At 51.4% G+C, this 17,886-nt stretch carries 16 protein-coding genes; 5 read left to right on the top strand and 11 right to left on the bottom strand.

Annotated features, from left to right (window positions below; genetic code table 11):
* Positions 1-253: 253 nt before the first annotated feature.
* The 6 genes from NYE74_RS23170 to NYE74_RS23195 form a co-directional block, all read right to left on the bottom strand.
* Complete coding sequence (locus tag NYE74_RS23170; protein WP_115311341.1) at positions 254-1,450, bottom strand: IS4 family transposase; 1,197 nt, start codon at positions 1,448-1,450, stop codon at positions 254-256.
* Positions 1,451-2,212: 762 nt separating this feature from the next.
* On the bottom strand, positions 2,213-4,078 hold the full coding sequence (locus NYE74_RS23175) for a BglG family transcription antiterminator (protein ID WP_051985530.1): 1,866 nt from the start codon (positions 4,076-4,078) through the stop codon (positions 2,213-2,215).
* A gap of 17 nt (positions 4,079-4,095) precedes the next feature.
* Positions 4,096-5,592, bottom strand: coding sequence for a sulfatase-like hydrolase/transferase (locus tag NYE74_RS23180; RefSeq protein ID WP_227872634.1), 1,497 nt, complete (start codon positions 5,590-5,592; stop codon positions 4,096-4,098).
* Positions 5,593-5,669: 77 nt separating this feature from the next.
* Entirely contained in the window at positions 5,670-5,975 is a 306-nt protein-coding gene (locus tag NYE74_RS23185) for a PTS sugar transporter subunit IIB (RefSeq protein ID WP_036623949.1), read from the bottom strand.
* Positions 5,976-6,287, bottom strand: coding sequence for a PTS lactose/cellobiose transporter subunit IIA (locus NYE74_RS23190; protein WP_036623950.1), 312 nt, complete (start codon positions 6,285-6,287; stop codon positions 5,976-5,978).
* Positions 6,288-6,349: 62 nt separating this feature from the next.
* Positions 6,350-7,705 carry a PTS sugar transporter subunit IIC gene (locus NYE74_RS23195; protein WP_036623951.1) on the bottom strand — a complete coding sequence of 452 codons (1,356 nt, stop codon included), beginning with the start codon at positions 7,703-7,705 and terminating at the stop codon, positions 6,350-6,352.
* Between the two features lie 274 nt (positions 7,706-7,979).
* Between NYE74_RS23195 and NYE74_RS23200 the strand changes: the two genes are divergently transcribed.
* The 3 genes from NYE74_RS23200 to NYE74_RS23210 are packed head-to-tail and all read left to right on the top strand — an operon-like array spanning position 7,980 to position 10,208.
* Positions 7,980-8,480, top strand: coding sequence for a DUF6773 family protein (locus tag NYE74_RS23200; protein ID WP_196427608.1), 501 nt, complete (start codon positions 7,980-7,982; stop codon positions 8,478-8,480).
* A 36-nt stretch (positions 8,481-8,516) separates the two neighbouring features.
* Entirely contained in the window at positions 8,517-8,720 is a 204-nt protein-coding gene (locus NYE74_RS23205) for a helix-turn-helix transcriptional regulator (RefSeq protein WP_036623952.1), read from the top strand.
* Between the two features lie 48 nt (positions 8,721-8,768).
* Entirely contained in the window at positions 8,769-10,208 is a 1,440-nt protein-coding gene (locus NYE74_RS23210; RefSeq protein WP_036623953.1) for an erythromycin esterase family protein, read from the top strand.
* 329 nt (positions 10,209-10,537) lie between these two features.
* On the opposite strand, the gene NYE74_RS23215 is transcribed toward NYE74_RS23210, so the two are convergent.
* Both NYE74_RS23215 and NYE74_RS23220 read right to left on the bottom strand, forming a co-directional pair.
* Positions 10,538-11,071, bottom strand: coding sequence for a chromate transporter (locus tag NYE74_RS23215; RefSeq protein WP_036623954.1), 534 nt, complete (start codon positions 11,069-11,071; stop codon positions 10,538-10,540).
* A gap of 13 nt (positions 11,072-11,084) precedes the next feature.
* Entirely contained in the window at positions 11,085-11,720 is a 636-nt protein-coding gene (locus NYE74_RS23220; RefSeq protein ID WP_036623955.1) for a chromate transporter, read from the bottom strand.
* Between the two features lie 273 nt (positions 11,721-11,993).
* Here NYE74_RS23220 and NYE74_RS23225 point away from each other — a divergent pair, with 273 nt between their 5' ends.
* Positions 11,994-13,184, top strand: a complete 1,191-nt coding sequence (locus NYE74_RS23225) for an ROK family protein (RefSeq protein ID WP_036623956.1) — start codon at positions 11,994-11,996, stop codon at positions 13,182-13,184.
* 401 nt (positions 13,185-13,585) lie between these two features.
* On the opposite strand, the gene NYE74_RS23230 is transcribed toward NYE74_RS23225, so the two are convergent.
* The 3 genes from NYE74_RS23230 to NYE74_RS23240 are packed head-to-tail and all read right to left on the bottom strand — an operon-like array spanning position 13,586 to position 16,565.
* The gene (locus NYE74_RS23230; RefSeq protein WP_036623957.1) at positions 13,586-13,819 is read right to left on the bottom strand and encodes a hypothetical protein; all 234 of its coding nucleotides are present in this window, start codon (positions 13,817-13,819) and stop codon (positions 13,586-13,588) included.
* Between the two features lie 7 nt (positions 13,820-13,826).
* Entirely contained in the window at positions 13,827-15,041 is a 1,215-nt protein-coding gene (locus NYE74_RS23235; RefSeq protein ID WP_036623958.1) for a Ger(x)C family spore germination protein, read from the bottom strand.
* A gap of 3 nt (positions 15,042-15,044) precedes the next feature.
* Entirely contained in the window at positions 15,045-16,565 is a 1,521-nt protein-coding gene (locus NYE74_RS23240; RefSeq protein WP_124331494.1) for a spore germination protein, read from the bottom strand.
* A gap of 190 nt (positions 16,566-16,755) precedes the next feature.
* Here NYE74_RS23240 and NYE74_RS23245 point away from each other — a divergent pair, with 190 nt between their 5' ends.
* Positions 16,756-17,871, top strand: coding sequence for a GerAB/ArcD/ProY family transporter (locus NYE74_RS23245; protein WP_036623960.1), 1,116 nt, complete (start codon positions 16,756-16,758; stop codon positions 17,869-17,871).
* Positions 17,872-17,886: the final 15 nt, after the last annotated feature.

Below are 17,886 nucleotides of genomic sequence, written 5' to 3' on the forward strand. Positions count from 1 at the left end.
TTGCAAATAGCGGTCACTTATGGAGGCATGACAGCCGGCTAGTTGGAATGGCCGGTAACGTCTCCCTTCAAATAGCGGCACTTTAGGCACTAGCGTTGCAAGAACACTAACATCAATTTTCAGCAAAACCCACATTTGGATTATTGAAACTATAAATGGATTTTTTTACAGTCATTTTTTAAGCTTAAGACCAAAAAGTCAAGGTTACCTAATGCGTAGGTCGCGATGTCCCATTAAATGTATATAATGGATATTATTCCTTGAACTTGCTTGGCTTAATTATCCCAACCATTGTGCGCACCGATAACGCTTTGGGACCTGACCCCGGACGTCTCCCCGGACTACTTCGACTGGGTTTCCGATCCAGTTCGGTTCGAAAGGATCGCCATGAACGGTACAAATACTCGCGGAGAATCCGGAGCACTTGCCAGTTTGTTTTTGCCGTTTGGGTGCTGTGCCGGATGTGCTCCACGAGCAAGGCAGTAATTAAAGCCAAGAATAACTGGTTCCAAATAGCCTGTGGTTTATGACTGTGCAGCTTCTTCAATCGCAAATGTTGCTTCAGCCATTTAAAATACAACTCGATGAGCCAGCGATTTTTGTAGATCTGCGCGATTTCTTCAGCGGTCTTATCCCATACCGATGTAAAAATACGATAAGTCCGTTCCTGCTCGTCATAAAACTCCACCAAACGAACGGAATGTTCCATGGATCGGAAGGAACTGCCCACGCAAACCTTGGCGTCCCGCGTGATGTTCGAGCCTTCCGGAACAGGATACTCCTCAATGACGGTGGCAAGCGCGCGATCTCGCATACGGATCACAAACTGGATGTTGTCCTGGACCCATTGATCCATCCGGGCATAATCATCATAACCGCGATCCATCACATAAATCGCATCCGAGGGGACGACCAGTTCAACGGCCCCCGCACGATCCCCTACATTGAGCGAACTGGGGATCATGGCATCAGGAAATAGCTTGTCGGGAGCTGTAACAACGAGGCGCAGATGCATCTTGACGCCGCTACTCTTATTTGACATCTTGGCCCAACTTCCAAGTTGAAGCGGCAGTCGAATGCTGGAAGAATCAATGATGTGCAATTTCCCGCTCTGGCCCTGGTGGCAAGCACGTTGCTGTGTTTGTGATGCCAGATGCTGAAACATCCACTCCAACAGCTCCGTTGGGATCTGATCGAGTTTTCGGGATAATTGCGAGCCGCTGATACTCTCCAACTGTAGAAGCTGCTGAAGTTTCGGCTCAGCACGAAGTGCAATTTCCATTTCACCGTAAGATGACCATTGTTTCAACTGAGCATTGATGAAGAGCATGATCGCTTTCATCGTGGTAAGTTTCTTGGTGTAATGGTCGAAGAGTAAACGTTGATGCACATCGATGGGCAGTAAGGAAATCAGTTGACGAATGACCGTTTTAGCTTTAACGTTATCCATGGATGGTCTCCTTTTGTAGAGAGTTATGGACAACGTACCTACCTCTTTACAATAGGAGATTTTTTATGCTTTTTCCATGAAAAATGATCATAATTACCCATATTTAACTAATATTTGATTATTCGCGTTAGGTTTTATGCAACGCTAGTGCACTTTAGGTACTTATTATCCGAAGCCAGGCACGTTCATGCTCATTAGCGGCATTTTATGTACTTATATTCATTTGAACTGCCCTGAACATGGGCATTTCCTTGCGGCGCGGGAAAATAGCGGCATAAATTGCCTCTATTTCTCTCAAATGGACGGATATCGCCTGCATAACGCCATTTTTTGTACTTATTTTTTTCGCTGTAGTTGCTTGAGCAGCCTGGTTTTAACAGGTCTCTCTGCGCAACACAAAAAAGCACCGCCAACTGATCGGCGGGCTCCTGTTTTGATGTTGCGTATTTAATCTAACGGTTGCCACAGCGGCTATTTGCTCCAAGAACGCCGATTTCAAATTGTAACGGTTGCCATGGCGCTTATTTCGTTAAAACTCGGCTATTTTGGCTTGGATCAGGGCAAATAACAACGTTTACAACCGTTAGATTTCCAAGATAAACTTAAAGGCCAGGGGCCGGCCCCCCGCCCGGCCTCACCCGCATGGCGTATCACTATTTATGCCTATCCAACTATTAATTTGTACCGGCATCAAGTACAGCGGAATTTTGCCCCGTGACGCTACCGTAAAATAATACGCCGGCGCCCCATATGTCTTTAACCTTACCGCCCCGCGTCCTTAAGCAATATCCGCTTGAACTCCGCAAACGATTCCGCCTCGCATAGCCGGATCATCAGGGACGAGTCGTGGACGATTTCCTGGATCAGCAGCAGCAAATCCCGCGCCTCGCTGCTTTTGGCCTGGGCGATCACGAACACGACTTTCACCGGGACGCCCGCCCAGTCGATCTGTTTCTTCAGGATGCCCACGCCGACTTTGGTGACCGCCGAGCACAGCTCGATCGGATGCACGAGCGCGATCAAATTGCCGAAAGCGGTGCTGCCCAGATTTTCGCGGATCAGGCACAGTTCCTCGAAATCGGGCGGGGTAATACCGGTTTCGGCGATGCGGCTGCACATTTTATGGATCGCCTCCTGCTTCGTCCCTGCGGATAGCGCCCCATAAAACAAATCTTCGGAAAAATACCGCCCGATCAGCCGCTCTTTTTCCTTCCGTTTCTGGTAAACCGTAAGCTTCGCTTTATCTTCATCGGTAAAAAAGGGACTGATAATCTCCACCGGAATGCCGCCGATCTCGACCGGCACGGTGGAAAAGACGATATCGGGCGCAAATTTCAGCACTTCCTCTTTGTTGAACAGCGAAAACGTCTTGACGTAATGGGCGTTCGGAAACGTATGCTCGATTTTGAACTTGAGCAATTCCGCCGTTCCCTGGCCGGTCGTGCAGACGATGGCGATTCGGTCAAAGTGGATTTTGCCCCTTTGCACGTCACGCTCAAGCGCCAAACCGATATGCATGGTCAGGTAAGCGATATCGTCGTCGATCAGCTTCTTCTGATAGATCCGCTGAATTTCTTCCGCCAGCAGTACGGCCAGGTTAAAAGCGAAGGGAAACTGCTGCTTGATCTCCCTCAGAATCGGATTTTTCAAATGCACGTCGTTGTGCAGGCGGCCGATCAAAGGCTCCAAATGGAACACCAGACCGCTGCGCAGCCGGCTGTCATCCCATAGCGACACATCGTAAACCTGCTCGATCTTTTGCAAAAACGCGTCGATGATCATCTCGATTTTTACCCGGGTGTCCTTTAACGCGTCCTGTTTGATCGAACTGATCTGGCCGATCAGATACGAGTACAGGTACATTTTCTCGGATGCCGGAAGCGTTAGCTTCAGTTCCCGCTCCAAACCGCCGAGAATGGCGTCCGTCAGGTGAAAATCGGGGTTGTCCTCATACCCGCCGTTCCGCTCCAGCAGGATGACATGGCCGATGGCGCAGCGTCTGAGCATGATTTTGATATGATAGATCAAATTTTCCAGCACGATATCCGAACACCGGATGCTGCGGGCTTGAAATTCACCGATTACGATCGGTTCGACGGCTTGAAATTCACCCGGCCGCAGATACTGTTGCTCGCGCAGCAGCGAAGCGATCGCCAGCCTTTTGCCCAACTCCTCCCCGGCGATTTTCATGCCGTGGTGCGGCTTGGCCTTTAGCTCAAGACCAAACGGCTTCATCTGCTCCTTCATGTTGCCGAGCACGCCGTTCAGCTTGCTTTTACTGATATAGAAACGCTCGCCGATGTTCTCCATCGTCACATATCCCGGCAGATCGATCATCAAGCGGAACACCTGAACCGCCAGCGCCTGCTCCGAGGCCCCCGCCTCCTCGGCGGCCCGCTGGATCGCCGGTCTGTCCCCGCCTTCCAGCACATATCCGCTGCCGCGCAAGAGCGCGATTTCCGCGCCGAACTCTCCCAATAAAGCGTTGATTTTCCTGACCATGCTGCGCAGCGTTTTGTCGCTGATGTTTAAGCTGAGCATTAGTTGTTTGACCGGCAGCGGCTGTTCGTTATCCAGAAACAGCTTTAAGAGGTTTGTTTCTTTTTCGGTTAAGTTCACCTGGATCATCCTTACGTGTCTATCATTTAAGTCCGCTGGTCATACCGGTGCGGAACGACATCCCCCGTTTCGAAAAAATGCCGGAGCATCCGTTCCTTAAACTTGGAGATCAGCGGCGCGTATGCCGGATCGTCGATCAAATTGTTCCGCTCATAAGGATCCTGCCGCATATCGTAAAACTCGTCCTGCTCGTAATGCCGGTAGACGTATTTATATCTATGGTCCCGAATCATCATCGCCTTGGTATGCTGGGGCAGCTTCTCCTGCTCTACCGTCCTGGCCCAATATTCATTGCTCGGCGCGTGCCCGGCGTCCATGCAATGGTTCTCCCCTTCAAGGCGACCGCCTTCGGCAAACACGACGTCCCGCAGCTCGTCCTCCCCTTCCAACACACGGCGCAGCGACTTGCCGAAATGGGTATAGTCCGGCTTAATCTCAAGCAAATCCAGCAAGGTAGCCTGGATGTCGATCAGTTCGGTCAGCGCGGAGGTCACGCGCGGCTTAACCGCCATAGTTGCCGGCGGTTTGATGATGAGCGGAACCCGGGTCAGCATATCCTCAAACGTATTTTGGTTTTTCTCGGCGATTTCATAATCGCCCGTATAGTCCCCATGATCGCTGAAGAAAACGACAAGCGTGTCGTCATAAACGCCTTTCGCCTTAAGGGCATCCAGCAGCCGGCCGACATAGGCGTCCAGCTCCGTGCCCATCGCATAGTATACCCGTTTCATTTCCTTCAGACGTTCGTCGGACCATTCGTACAGCTTCTGGTTGCCGCGGATGCCCCGCAAAATCGCCGGTTTCTTGGCCCATTCCTCCTCGGTGAGGCGAACGGGGGCCGGAACTTTCTCTCCATCGATGCGGTCGTACCACTCCTGCGTCACACCGTATGGAGGATGCGGCAGCGACAACGCCAGGTAAAGGCAAAACGGCTCCTCCTGTCCATATCCTTCCACAAATTCAATCGCATGTTCAATCTGCTCCCGGTCGATCCGCTTGTCGTCGCTCGCGGTAACCCCGCGGAAGTGGGAATAATCGTATTCCTTGGGGCCGGGCCCCGGCTCGGCCGCCGCTGCTTGCTGCTTCGTTTTCCGTTCTCTCATTTGCTGAAAAAAAGCTCTGTACCGGTCGTCCCTGGTCGAACAGTAGTCGAAGGCGTCCGCATCGGCCCGCAGGAAATCGTTCCTTCCGCCCCAGTACACATGATAACCGTCTTGTTTCAGCGTCCGCAAAATATTGGCTTCTTCCGGTCCCATTAAATGATGCATCGTACGGAAGCCCCGCGTATGCGGATACCACCCGGACAGAAACGAGCAGCGGCTCGGCACGCAGACCGGAAGCTGGCAATACGCGTTGGAGAAGCCGACCCCTTCCTTGGCGAGTTCGTCCAGGTTGGGCGTAACGGCCGCTTCGCAGCCGGTGTAGCCGATGGAATCGGCTCTCCACTGGTCGGCAACGACCACGACAATATTCGGTTTCTTCGGCATAGGCAAACCAAGCGGTGAAGCTGCACCCTCCGGCATACTCCACCACTTGATCTTTTCCCCTCCTTTACTAAATTGGAAATGCGAGTTCAGAAAGCCGGTTTTTCACTAGACGCCTAAGCCCCCGCCAGCTCGATCGCCCGCTTAAGCACTTTATCCCCTTTGGACAGCGCGTAGTCGCGGCTGTCGATCACCTCGCACGGCTTGCCTTTGGCCGCGCACGTTTTTTCCACCGCGCGCAGCTTATGGCGAATCTGCGGGCCAAGCAGCACAACGTCGAAGTCGTCGATTAAAGCTTCCAACTGATCCACCGGATGCGCTTCTACCTTCCAGTCCGCCCGTTCGGGGCCAAAGGCGTCGCGAATGCTTTTCTCCAAAATGCTGGTGGAAATTCCTCCTGCGCAAACCAATAAAATGTTCATTTACAGCACCTCCGTTAATTTTTCAACCAAATCGCGAATCGTCAGGGTCGTCATCAAGTGGTCTTGAGCATGAACCACCAATACGGACATCTCAACCTTTCGCCCGTTGGTCTCGCCGGTCATCAGCGAGGTTTGGCTGCGGTGCGCCCGGCGCAGCAAAGTGTTTGCCTCCTCGAACAGTTCCCGTATTTTCTGTTCATTTTTCGGCTTGACGTAGTCCATCGCTTCCAAGAGAAGTCCCCGGGCCGTGCCGCTCGATGAGATCATTTCCATGCAAATTTGTTCCAGATTAAGTTCATGATTTGTCTCCATTCCCATTCATCCTTTATTCAGATTTGAGAGGTGAACTACACTTTAAGTCGATACTTTCGTTGCTAGTTGTGGCTTGGCGTTCCTTCCCCGGCCGCGGCCAGGCGCTCCTCTTCCTGTTCCTCGGCAACCATTTTACTCTCGAGGCGTTTGTAGAACGGATAATAGATAACCACATCCACCACAATGATGAAGAGCGCCACCAGACCGGCCTTCACCGAAGCCGACGCGGCCATGGCGATCAGGATCACCGGCGTTTGCGCCGGCACGTTCAGAATCGGTGCGTTAAGCATATCGAACCAGTGAAAAGCCGCATAGGTAATTACCGTATTGACCGCAGGCACCAGCAGAAACGGAATCAACAATCGCGTATTTAGCGGGATCGGCGTACCGAACATCGTCGGTTCGCTGATATTGAATATGGCCGGCAGAATGCCGATCTTACCGACTTGGCGAAGCCCTTTGGACTTGCTGCGGGTGTTCAGCAGGGCCAAAGCAAACACCCCGGCGCCGCCGATGGCGATGAAGCCGAAATGAACGGGCGTTGTAAACACCTTGTCGTACGGCAGGCCCGCCGAATAATTGTTCAGGTTGGAAACGATATTTTGGATTTCGATCGGCAATATGATCGGCATGACAATGCTTCCGCCGTGAATGCCCAGAAACCAGAACAAATTGATCAGCACCATAAAGAATCCGACCATGTAGACGTTGTCAAAGTTATGCACCAGCGGCCCGAACAAGTTGGTGATCAACTGCGACAAATGAGCGCCCGTCAAGCCGAGCAAAAGCTTGTCCAACCCGACGAAGACTATGACCGCCGCAATGCCGGGAAGAATGGCGTTAAACGACGTTTGCACGTAATTCGGGACAGAATCGGGAAAGCGGAACCCGATCTTTTTCGTTTGGAAGAAACGGATCAGCTCGACGGTAATGATCGTAATCACAATTCCCGAGAAAATCCCGGACGAGCCGAACGCCGACATCGCCACTTGGAGCGTGGGGGCATCGTTAACCATGATCGTTTGCGGCTGGCCGACGAGGAGAAAATAAATCATCGCGCTGTTGATGACGGCCCCCGTCTCGTTTAATTTGTAGTGCCGGGCAAGGTTAAAAGTAAACGCCAGCGTGAAAGCGATGCCAATGATGCCCGTGGAAATATCGTTGATGCCGCGAAGCCAGGCGTTTTGTTCCCCCCACGCCGCCCAGCCCTGGAGCAGGGAAGGAATGAACCCGGATGATTCCAGAACGACCTGCGGGATGGGAGGCTTGCCGATGATCACGGCGATCGCTCCGACAATCGTAAGTGTAAGCGTGGATAAAATGGCCGTCATGATCGAACGCAAATAGCGGTTGTTTGAAGCCCAATCGGCAACCGGCGCCATGACCCCCTCAATACGTTCCAACATTCTGTCGAACATTGCAGACCCTCCTCAAAGTTTTGTGAGCGCTACTTCCTGAATGATCTTCGAGCAAAACTCGCAGCGGAAGCATAAGCTTATGTGGTTATAGTTCAATTATATTTCACATGATAGCGCATTCAATTTGCGTTTTTTCCGAATGAAACGGAAAAAACGCAGCGGAAGCCACCCTTGCGGGCAGTTCGCTGATTAGCAAATTGACATATATATATTGCAAAATGTCCAATATATATTTTATACTATGACTAAGTCAAATCTGAAAGGAGACATCACGATGAAATGGTTCGACAAAAAAGGAACGGTGCGCGATGAGCGCATTGAGCAGTTGAAAAACCGAATCTATAAGGAAATTTACGTGCTGATCGCGATCATTTGCAGCGTCTCCGTCCTTTGGAAGACCTTTGCCTACCGCGGTGAACAATCCACGCTGCTCGAAGTTATCATCCTGCTGGCGGGCGGCGTGTATTACGTCATCCGCAGCATCGCGCTCGGCATTTATTCGGATGAGGTCGAGGTTTATGAACAAAGCGGCAAACGCTCCTACGGCAAGCTCACCTTATATACGGGACTCGCCATCGGACTTGCGCTGGCGCTGCTGATCGGCATCCGGAGCGCCGTCCTGTACGGCGATGAGAACACTTACCTAAAGTACTTTGTGATGGTATTTTTGTTTTCAATCGGCCTGTATATTCCGCTGTTTGCCGGAGGCTTGACGCTGATGCACTTTATGGCCAACAAGCTGAGCCGCAAAGCATCGCAAAATGACCAGGAGTAACCCGGCGGCCAAGGGAAGGGAGACAGGTGATTTTGCATGAAAAATATCAGGTTAAAAATGGCCCGGGTCGAAAAAGACCTGTCCCAGGAAGAACTGGCCAAGATCGTAGGCGTGTCGCGGCAAACGATCGGTTTGATCGAACTAGGCAAATACAATCCCACCCTCAGCTTGTGCATCGCCATCTGCAAGGCGCTATCCCGCACGCTTGACGAGCTGTTTTGGGAGGACGATTCATCTTGAACGCCCGGGTCATGTTTCCAAATTTCAAATGGTGAAGGAGATCATTTCATGAAACAACAGACAATCAAACGCACCCTTGCGCTGGGGTTAATTACGGCGATTTTTCTGGGGGCCGCGCTCAGTCCGGAAACGAAGGCCGCATCCGGCGGGAGTAATCAGAGTATTCAAGGAACAGTCGTCTCTCCCGGCCCCGCCCGCACGGCCGAAGACAAAATCAAGGACTGGGAAGCGTGGGCAAACGATCACGCCTACAAGCTGGAGACGATTCAGCCCGTGAACGCAAGCGCCGACCGGAGCAAGGCTTTTCAAGATCTGAGCATGCTGAAGCCGCTGCTGCTGGACAAACGGATCGTATTTCTCGGGGAAAGCTCCCACGGGGTGGCGGAATTTAGTCTGGCCAAAACGAGACTGATCCAATTCCTTCACGAAGAAATGGGATATAACGTCCTCGCTTTTGAAAGTGGACTGGCGAACACCTCGCTAGCCTACGGCAAGTCGTCTGCCCAAAGCGCGGAGCAGACGATGAAGGAGGCGATTTTTGGCGTCTGGTGGTCCAAGGAAATCCTGCCGTTGTTCGATTACATTAAAGCTGCGCAACAAAGCGACCAGCCTCTCGCCTTAACGGGATTCGACATGCAGCTGCAGTATCCGCTGCTGGACGGCGGCTGGCTGCAGGACCAGACCTTGGCAGAACGTCTGGCGAACACGGAGCAGAAGCTGTCCGACTATGCGAACGGCACCGATCTGAAAGGATACCAAGAGGACAAAAGCGCTATCATCCAGGTTTATAACGATATCTTAAAAAATGTAGAATCCGCAAAAACACAGGCCGCCCTGAAAGAGCGGTATCCGGACAACGCCAAACTCCCGGTGCTGCTGGAACGAAGCCTGAACGAACGCATCCGTTTCGCCAAAGAGTACGCCGAGATTTCGATTCGCGCCAACCTCGGGATACAAACGGGGGACTACGCCCCGTTTTTCGAATCGATGGAATGGCGGGACAAGACGATGCTTGATAATCTGATGTGGCTGGTCACCGAAGTGTATCCAACGGAGAAATTTATCGTCTGGGGGCATAACGACCATATCCGCAAAGCGCACAGCGAAGTCATAGGCACGCCGTACCCGGTGAAACTGATGGGCGAACTGCTCCCGGACGAGATGAAAAAATACAGCTATACCATCGGTCTGTATCCGGCCAGCGGCAAAACGGCGGACAACACCAAAACCGTGCACGACGTGCTTCCGCTGGAGCCCGGTTCGGTCGAATCGATCCTGTCCGCGGCCAAGACGCCGTATACGTTCGTCGATTTGCGCTACCAGAGCAGAGAACGCGGGAACTCCTGGATGTTCGAGCCGCGGTTTGCTTACAGCTGGGGCATGTTCCCGGAAAGCCTGGTCCCCCGCGATCAATACGACGGCCTTTTGCTGATCGATGGCGTAAACTCGCCGCAGTACTTAACATCGAAATCGAGCGCGGCCAATTAAGGCTCACCCTGGAAACCGGTTCTTGACAGCCGGCTGCCTGGAACGACCGGCCGTCGGCCTTCAAAGTAGCGGCATTTTATGTACTTATTATCCGGAGCCTGGCCTGTTCATCTCCATTTAGCGACACTTTATGTACTTATTTTTCTATGAATGGTCCAGAACGCCGGCATTTCCTTGCGGCGCGGGAAAATAGCGACATAAATTTCCTCTATTTCCCTCCAATTGACGGATCTCGCCGGAATAACGACGTTTTTTGTCCCTATATTTTTCGTAGAAGTTTCTCAACAACAACAGGGGCTTCCTAATCGGCAAATTAGGAGGCCCCTAATTTAAAACAGCACGATTCCCGCGACCGCGGACAGCAAAATGACCGCAAACGGATGAACTTTGTATTTGGTTACCAGGGCAAGGCTTCCGGCAATGATCAGCAGCGTTCCGGCCATGGACCAGCTCAGCAAAGGTTCGCTCCGCCCGCTGAGTCCGAAATGGATGGCGGCGTAAATAATCAGACCCGTCACAATCGGGCGCAGACCGTAAAACGACGATTTGACCCAATCGTTGCTTTGGAGTCTCAGGAAGAAGGCCGTAAGCAGGATGACGATAATAAGCGACGGCAAAATGATGCCAATCGTGGCCACGATCGCTCCCCAAATGCCCGCCTGCGAATATCCGATCAGCGTGGCCGCATTCGTGGCGATGGAGCCCGGGGCCATCCCCGCCAAAGCGACAATCTCCTGAAACTCCCCGGCATCCACCCATCCCATGGCCGCCACCTCCCGCTGGATCAGCGTCATGACCGCGTAGCCGCCGCCAAAGGAAATGAGCCCTACCTTGATAAAGACCAAAAACAGCTGCCAAAGCATAGATGATCACCCTTTAGATGTAGTATTCCGGGAAGTGAAGCTCCTGTTTCTCCTCGGTCCGCGCCTTTTCCGTCCGTACGGTCATCCCGCATTTCCGCTTAATCAACACGACGATGGTCCCGGCGATCGGCCCCCCCAAAATAAGATAAAACGAATGAATGCCGGTAAATAAGAGGAGCGCGACCGCAATTCCCGCGATCACCAGCGTGGCTGCATCCAGAACGGAGGATTTCCACATCTTGAAAGCGGCTAAGATGATCAGGGAAACGACCGCGGCGTGAATGCCTTTTAATGCGGCTGCCACTTTGGCGTTATCTTTGAAAATGTAACTTAATAGGCTCAGGAGAAAAACGATGATAAACGTAGGCAGCGTAATCGCGGCCACGGCCGTCACGGCGCCGGGGATTCCGCCCAGCCGATAGCCGATGAAAGCCGCGGAGTTGACGGCCACGCCGCCGGGGGCTGATCCCGAAATGGACACCATGTCCCCCATTTCCTCCTGGTTCATCCACCCTTTTCTATGAACGATCTCCTCTTCGATCGTCGCGATCATCGCGTAGCCCCCGCCAAACGTGGAAGGCCCTATTTTAAAAAACACACAAAAGATTTGCCATAGGATGTTCATTCGCCGGGTTAGCGCGTTCTTCATCCGAACTCACCCTTTTCTGTCTCGTCATGTTTTACTAGAAGCTATAAGCATTATATCATATTAATTTCATTTTGGATTAAAGTTGTGATAAATTTATAAAAAATTCGTAAAATTCAGGCAATTCGCAACTCCCGAATCGTGGATTTTTCCAAACATAATTTCAAACAGAAATTATGTTGATTATTCTGATGAAATTAACTGGAAATAACACGACGTTGCCGTTATACTTTTAATATCCCGACTAATTAACTTGGAAATGGAGAAACGTACGTTATGATTACTCATTCCAATCCTTCGATAAAAAAACAGGTTTACGACCGGATTTCCTACCTCGGGACCGTCTCCAAAGCCGATTTGTTAAACCACTTTTCGCTCACGAGCAGCAGCATGACGCGCTTGCTTGAAGAGATGACCTCCCAGGGGCTGGTCATCGTCTCCGGACTCGGCAACTCCACCGGCGGAAGAAAGCCGATTTTATTTCAAACCAATCCGACGTACCGCTATCTGTTCGGCTTGGAAATCTCCCGTATTTATTCCACGCTGGGACTTTACGATATGCATATCAACACCTTGTCCCTGACCCGTTGGAAAATGGACGAACAGATGACGCCCGAGCTGTTTGTCGATCACGTTGTGAACAGCGCCCGGGAGTTCCTGACCAAGCACGGCATCTCGCCCGGCGACGTCTTGGGCATGGGAATCGGAGCGGTCGGTCCGCTGGACCAAAGAAAAGGAATCATCCTTGAACCGGAATTTTTCCCCGCCCCCTCCTGGAGCAATGTGCCGATTTGCGAAATGCTTGCGGAGCGGCTGGAGTTTCCGGCGAAACTCGACAATGGCGCAAACACCGCGTTAATCGGCGAGCATTGGGCGCTGCGGACTGAAAACATCCAGCATGCCCTTTACGTTCACTCCGGCGTTAACATCCGGTCGGCCGCGATGTCCGACGGCCAGATTCTGCGCGGGGCCGTGGATACCGAAGGGGCGATCGGCCAGATGATCATCCAGGCCAATGGGCCAAGGCTGCGGGAAAAAGGCAATTACGGGGCATTGGAGGCTTTCGTGTCGGTGCCGGCGCTGGAGGAACGGGTGCGCACCCAGCTAAAAATCGGACGCGGCAGCCTGCTCTCCGGCATTTTGCCGGATCAGGTCAACTTTGCCACACTGGTTGACGCCCTGGCGCAAGACGATCCGCTGGTTAAAGAGCAGTTTATGGAGACAGCCGCTTATCTGGGGATTGGACTGGCCAACCTGATCAATGCGCTTCATCCCGAATACGTCATTTTGGGCGGCCCGCTCGTCAGCGCCAGCCCGCTCGTATTCGATACCGCGCTGGAGATCGCCAAGAAAAACACCTACCATTATCCCGAGTATAGCCCGGTGTTCACACAAGGTCTGCTGCTTGAGGAGGCCGTGGCCACCGGGGCGGCCGTGATGATGCTGCAGGAGTGGGAAGGAAACTAGTAGAATGATCCGGAAAACAATATGGCTTATCTGCGGACGGGGGCTATGGATCGCTTTGTTCTACTGTATTAGTCTTGTGCACAGTATCAGCCCCATGAAATAGCGGAACTTTAGGGGCTTATTTTTCGAATTTGGGCCCATTCATCACCATAGGGGAACTTTTGGGTCTTATTTTTCGATGAACAGGTCGAAAGGCGGCCTTTTGCCACTAAATCGTGAAAATAGCGCCATAAAATTCCTCTATTTTACGCAACATAGGGGATGTCGCGGAAATAGCGCCCTTTTTTTCCTTTATGTTGTCACCCGAGATCTTCAATAGGCCATTTTTCCGTTTTCTCAAGTCTTTACTTGCCATCAAGCTAACGTTATTTCCAGAATCGTCTACTAGCTCGCGAAAAGTTTCATCCTAACATACGCTGAAACAAATCATTGACAGGCGTATATAACCAAATGATGAAATAAAGCGGGCTGGGAACCTGCACCTTGAATACAGTGCAAAGTGTTGCCGAAATGCCGGCGATCCAGAGCAGGATGAAGACGGCAAGCTGGCCGAATCGGCGGGAGCGGGCCAAGGAAGGCAGATCAATCGCTATACAGCATGCGGCAACCAGCAGCACCGCCAGAAAGTCCTTCATTTGGCCCTCACCCCTTTATGTCATCCTGAAATGATTTATCGATGGTGCCAATCCGGTTGATATGTACGGAAGCTTGATAATGAACGGGCAGCGTTTTCAGGTAAGTTTCCCGCTGATCCTTCAGCTTCTCCCACACCTTCGGATGGGATTGGTAAATCAGTTGGCCAAACCCCAAAATATCGGAATTGTATTTCTCAATAATATGATCGGCCGCATTTTCCATGAGGTAAATGATCCGTTGTTCCGACTTTTTCTCCAATTCTCTGATCACCCGGTCGTCATCCAGCCGATCCGTGCTCTGTGTGCTCTCAACATTGACTGTAGCCCGGACGGTAATATAAATATGCGGCTCCCCGCCGATGATTTTGACCTTGCGTTTGGTTGAAGATCGGAGCACCTCCATCACGATGGGTTGCCCGTCCTCCCCCATGACCGGACCGGCACTCCCGCTGACTTCACCCATGATATAGTTATAACCTATCGTTTCCATTTCGTTGAGCCATCCGAGCAGCTTGTCCTTTCTAAACACGCCGAGGCCGCGAAGCAGCAAGCTTGCTTTGGGCCTCGTGCTTTTCAGGTTTTTCGCATCCCCGTCCACAGAACGGTCGCCAACAATCTCGATGCCCGACAGCGCGACGTTTCTCCCCTCGGCTACCAAACGGTCAACCAGTTTGTCAATGGTAACGGGCGTGGTTCTGGCGGTTGCCTTGGACGATTTCTGCAAGGAATAAAACAGCCGGTTGGCCGGCAATTTGTCCAGCGGCGTCAAAAACTGCAGCACTTCGGAAGCCTGGGCATCCCGCGCTACCATGATATAGAAATCCGACCGTGGCTCACGGCTTCTTAGAATGACATCCAGCACCTTGCCGATGCCGTCCCGGGCCAACTCCTCGCCAAGCACCAATACGCGGATATGCCCCAAGTAACTTGACCGGGAGCTCGCTAAAGTGAATTCATGCAAGGCTTCGTAAATGGTCTTGACTTTAAAATCGTAAACGGTGACCGGCGTTCCGCCTCCCTTTGCGGTGGTGGATGTGGCGATCTCCGAAGGAATAACCACCTGCATCGTTACTTTAAATTGGTCTCCTTCCTTATCCAATCCGTACCCCAGGACAAAAGCCAGCTCATTGAGTTCTTTCCTTTCCCAACAACCGCTCAGCAAAGCAGGCAGCAAAATGATCAGCAGGAACCCGCACAGGGTTGATTTCAGCGTTCGCATCATGGCTTACGGTTCCTCCCCTCCGGTTTGTCCTTGCCGCTTCAGGTCGACTGGCCCAGTTTGCTTGGGTCTCGTTGTTAACTTCGGCCAAGGAAAGCGGAACACGGAATCCTTCAAATCGCTTTGAATATAAGGTCCAAGCGGACTCATATAAGGCATGCCGAAAGACCGCAGCCCGGCCAAATGCAGCACGATCATAAAAATGCCGAACAAAATGCCGTACAATCCCATAAACGCCCCCAGCGCCATCAGGACAAAACGGATGATCCGGGCGGCGATGGACATCCCCGTCTCCGGAATCACAAAACTGGAGATCGCCGTAACGGACACAATGATGACCATGGCGGATGAGATAAACCCCGCCTCTACGGCCGCTTGTCCGATAACCAGGGTCCCGACAATGGAAATGGCCTGGCCGATGTTCTTCGGTATTCTTACGCCAGCCTCGCGTAAAACTTCATAGATGACCTCCATGAGCATCGCTTCGACGAAAGCCGGAAAAGGCACCGCCTCCCTTTGCGCGGCCAGGCTGATCACAAGGGTGGTCGGAATCATTTCCTGGTGATACGTAGTAATGGCCACATAGAGCGCTGGAGCCAGCATTGCGATAAAAAATGACAAATAGCGGATGAATCTCAGCAAAGTGGCGATATCCGCCCGCTGATAATAATCCTCTGCGGATTGGAAGAAATTCAAGAAGAAGGAGGGAACAAGCAGAACAAACGGCGTCCCGTCCACCAGGATGGCCACTTTTCCTTCCAAAATTCCCGCCGCGATCGTATCGGGGCGATCGGAATTATAGATCGTGGGAAACGGGGTAATGGCCGTGTCCTGAATGAATTCTTCGATATAGCCGCTTTCCAAAATACTGTCCGTGTCGATCTTGGCCAGACGCCGCTTTACTTCAGCCACGATTTCCGCATTGACAACGTTGTTGAGATACATAATGGCCACATCGGTCTGGGTTGCCTTGCCGATTTGAAACGTCTCGAGCCATAGATGGCTATCCTTGATTTTCCGCCGGATCAGCGCCGTGTTGGTGCGCAAACGTTCGGTAAAACCCTCCATCGGCCCGCGTAAAACCGTCTGTGAGCTGGGTTCTCCGACATTGCGGTCCTCCCAGCCGGGAAGCGCGATCCGCAGCGCGGTATTCGCTCCCTCCAGCAGCAGTATGATGCATCCCGATAAAAGATCATGAAGCAGCTTATCGTAATCGGCGATTTCCTTTATATCTCCAGCCATCAAAATGCAATCCTTGAGAAGTTGCAGCTTTTGCTCGGCATCCATCTTTTCCGGTTCATCAAATTCGGAGAATCCCCGCTCGGTCAGCGAGTAAAGGATGGAATTGTGAAGGGTGCCGGTATCCACCAGTCCATCGATAAAAAACAAGACCAGCTCTATGTTTGTCCCTAGAATCAGCTTCTTTTTCACCAGATCCGTGCTCCCGCCAAGCGCTTGTTGCAGCAGGGCTTCGTTCTCCTGCAGGCGGGTCGACAATTGACCTTTTAGGCTTATTGATTTATCCACTCTCGTCACCCGGGTTTTCCGCCAATAGGCGTTTTTTGCTTATTTTGGTCTATTCGGCCATTATTATTCCGGAAAAATCCAGAAAGAGGGCATACTGTCAATACATTACCGGCATACTAGCACAGACTGGCGCTTAAATTCGCGTACCGGGGTCGAAAAGTAGGCCATAGGCGGAAGGATGTATAGGAACATGGGCTTGGAAAAAGGACGCTTATCTTCAAGACAACTGATTGTGCTTGTCCTGTTTGTGTTTGTTGGCGACATGGCGCTGATTTATCCCTTAACCATGGTAGCCGATTCGCATCAGGACGCCTGGATCGCAAGTTTAATCAGCTTGCTGCTGGGGCTTGCCTGCATAGCGATTCCGATCAAAGTACATTATTTTTATCCGCAGTTGAACCTCATCGAAAAAATTAACAAAATATTAGGAAAGTGGGTCGGAACTGCAGTCAACCTGTTCTATTTGTTTTTCTTTCTAATGGCAACAGCCATCTACATTCGTGAAATCGAGGATTTCATGGGCACGCAAATTTTTGAAAAGACTCCAAGCGCCGTTTTTCGTTTCATGACCCTGTTCCTGGTGATATACGGCCTCCGCCTTGGTCTCGAGACGCTTGCCAGGGCAGCTGAAATATTTTTGCCGCTGTTCATTCTGTTTTTCGCTTCATTGATGTTTCTGCTGCTTCCGCAGGTCCAACTGGAAAATCTGTTCCCGATCATGAATACGCCTTTGCCCAAATTGCTGCACTCCGTGTTGTTTGGCATCAGTTATCCGTTTGGCGAAATGATCGTATTTCAGATGGTGCATCCGTACGTTAAGCAGAGCAAAAATACCAACCGGGATATCTTTCTCACCATGATTATCGGAGCGGCCGTCCTGAATCTGATTTTGTTTCTTTCCCTTACCGTTCTGGGCGCTTATCTAAGCGAGCATCAATTTTACGCCGCCTATATTCTGGCCCAAAAAATCAATATCGGCAATTTTCTGCAGAGAATCGAAGCGCTCATGGCCATTGTGTGGGTAATCACCACCTTTTTCAAAACGGCGCTATATTTCTATGCCTTTACGCTTGGTACCGCTCAACTGTTTAACCTGAAAAGTTTCCGTTCCTTGATTTTTCCGGTTGGTTTTCTCGTATTTGGATGTGCTCAGCTGGTATCGAAAGATATTATTTTCTACATTAAAAAAATCCCAGCCTATTGGGTCGACTGGGATTTTACTATCGGCTTTGGGATCCCTTTGCTGCTGATGGTTGTTTATTATGTCAGAAAATCCAGGGCCCGATTACAGCAGCAAAAAACGTGAGTGAAGGGGGCATAT

Source organism: Paenibacillus sp. FSL P4-0127 (genome assembly GCF_038007325.1).
Lineage (GTDB): Bacteria > Bacillota > Bacilli > Paenibacillales > Paenibacillaceae > Fontibacillus > Fontibacillus macerans.